Here is a 2,574-nt window from a genome sequence, read left to right as displayed (position 1 = left end):
ACTATATAAATATTTCAAAATAAGAACTATATTTCCTAAAAATAGTTAAAATACTAAAATATTTATAGATAGAAAATTGATTTAATTTTAAAAGTCATAATATAATTAAAAAAAAAGATAATATAATATAAATCTCAACCATAACTAAAAATAAGATATTATTATAATTAATCTAAAGAATAATAATTTCATATAACAATAAAATAAAAGTATTATTTCTAACAAAATTATAACATATTATAATAAAAATATGAAATTAACATAAATTTAAAAAAAATTAAATATTTATTTTAACATTTAATAATTCACAACATTATATAATATAATTTTAAATAAAGACAAAGAGTGTGAAAAAATGGTAGGAAAAGGAGATTTAGAAAAAGTTAGAGATTGTGTATATGAAATTCCATCATCAGCAAGAAAAGATATGAGAGTTCCTGCTAGAATTTATTTAGATGAAGAATCAATAAAAACATTAGAAGATGGAGCAATTGAACAAGTAGCTAATGTAGCATGTCTTGAAGGAATACAGAAAAGATCAATAGGATTACCAGATATTCACTTTGGATATGGATTTAGTATTGGAGGAGTAGCAGCATTCTCTGAAATTAATGGAGTAGTAAGTCCTGGAGGAGTAGGTTTTGATATTAACTGTGGAGTAAGACTACTAAAAACAAATCTTACAAAACAAGACATACAACCTCATCTTAAAGATCTTGTTAATGAATTATTTAATAAAGTACCATCAGGTCTTGGAAGTAATGGTATAAAACACTTAAAAGAATCTGAAATAGATGATGTACTAGAAAATGGTGCTAAATGGGCAGTAGAAAATGGATTTGGATGGGAAGAAGATCTTAAATTCCTTGAAGAAAATGGTTGTATGGAAGGAGCAGATGCTAGTTTAGTAAGTACAAAGGCAAAAAGAAGAGGTATACCACAGCTTGGATCACTTGGAAGTGGAAATCATTTCCTAGAAATTCAATCAATAGGTGATATATATGATGAAGAAATTGCAAAAGCATATGGTCTAGAAAAGGATCAAGTAGTAGTATTAATACATACAGGTTCTCGTGGATGTGGATATCAAATCTGTGCAGATAATCTACGTGAAATGGATAAAACTGCAAAAAGATTAAAATTAAATCTACCAGATAGACAACTTGCATGTGCACCAATAGATTCTGATGAAGGACAAAACTACTTAAAAGCAATGGCTGCAGGTGCAAACTATGCATGGACAAATAGACAAATGATTCAACATTGGGTAAGAGAATCATTTGAAAATATTTTAAAACAAGATGCAGAATCATTAGGTTTAAATGTATTATATGATGTAGCACATAACATAATTAAAAAAGAACAACATAAAATTGGTAAAATTAATAGAAATATGTATGTACATCGTAAAGGAGCAACACGTGCATTTGGTCCTGGAAGAAAAGAAATTCCACAAGAATATAGAAGTGTAGGTCAACCTGTACTCATACCAGGTACTATGGGAACTTCATCCTATATATTAGCTGGAACTGAAACTGCAATGGATGAAACATTTGGGTCTACAGCACACGGAGCTGGAAGAGTACTTAGTAGGTCTGGTGCAAAACGTGAATTTACTCCAGAAGAAATATCAAAAGATTTAGCAGATAAAGGAATTATTCTTAAAGCAAATTCACAACCAGTTATTGCTGAAGAAGCACCTAATGCATATAAAGATGTTGATTCAGTTGTAAAAACTGCTGATAAAACAGGTATAAGTAAACTTGTTGCTCAAATGAAACCATTAGGTGTAATTAAGGGGTAAACTTAATGATTGGTATTATTGGTGGAACAGGAACAAAAGCATTACTTGAAACATACTCTATTGTAGATAAAAAAGATGTTAAGACAGAGTATGGACAGGCTCCACAAATCACTATATTGGATATTAATAATAAAGAAGTAGCATATATTCCAAGACATAGTCAAGGACATAGTGTACCTCCACATAAAATTAATTATAGAGCAAATATTGAAGCATTAAAAACAATTGGTGTAAATCAAGTTTATGCAACTAACTCTGTGGGTTCTTTAGATACAAATATAGAACCTGGAAGTATATTAATACCAGATAACTTCATAGATTTTACACATAATCGTGTTTCAACATTCTTTGATAATGAAGTTGTACATATTGATTGTACAAATCCTTACTGTGAAACACTTAGAACTAATTTAATAACTGGTAATGATGTACATCCCTATGGAATATACATTGCTACAGAAGGTCCACGATTTGAAACTGGTGCTGAAATACAGTTTTATAAGTTAATAGGTGGAAAAGTTGTGGGTATGACAGGAGTTCCAGAAGTTGTTCTTGCAAAGGAAAAACAGATGTGTTATAGTAGTATTTGTGCAGTAACAAATTATGCGGCAGCTATATCACCAAATAAACTAACAATTACAGAAGTTATTGATGCTATGAAGGATTGTGAAGAAAAATTAATTAAACTTATTACAAAAACCATTAAAAACACTGTTGTTAGTAGAGATTGTGGATGTCAGCATATATTAGATGATGCAATTATTTAAATA

At 29.3% G+C, this 2,574-nt stretch carries 2 protein-coding genes; both read left to right on the top strand.

Going from position 1 to position 2,574, the window contains the following annotated elements:
* Window positions 1-355: 355 nt before the first annotated feature.
* Window positions 356-1,804 carry an RtcB family protein gene (locus A9758_RS02355; protein ID WP_011406239.1) on the top strand — a complete coding sequence of 483 codons (1,449 nt, stop codon included), beginning with the start codon at window positions 356-358 and terminating at the stop codon, window positions 1,802-1,804.
* Window positions 1,805-1,809: 5 nt separating this feature from the next.
* Entirely contained in the window at window positions 1,810-2,571 is a 762-nt protein-coding gene (locus A9758_RS02350; RefSeq protein WP_011406240.1) for an S-methyl-5'-thioinosine phosphorylase, read from the top strand.
* Window positions 2,572-2,574 lie beyond the last annotated feature (3 nt).

The organism is Methanosphaera sp. A6 (assembly GCF_001729395.1).
Lineage (GTDB): Archaea > Methanobacteriota > Methanobacteria > Methanobacteriales > Methanobacteriaceae > Methanosphaera > Methanosphaera stadtmanae.
This window is presented reverse-complemented; position numbering and strand designations above follow the sequence as displayed.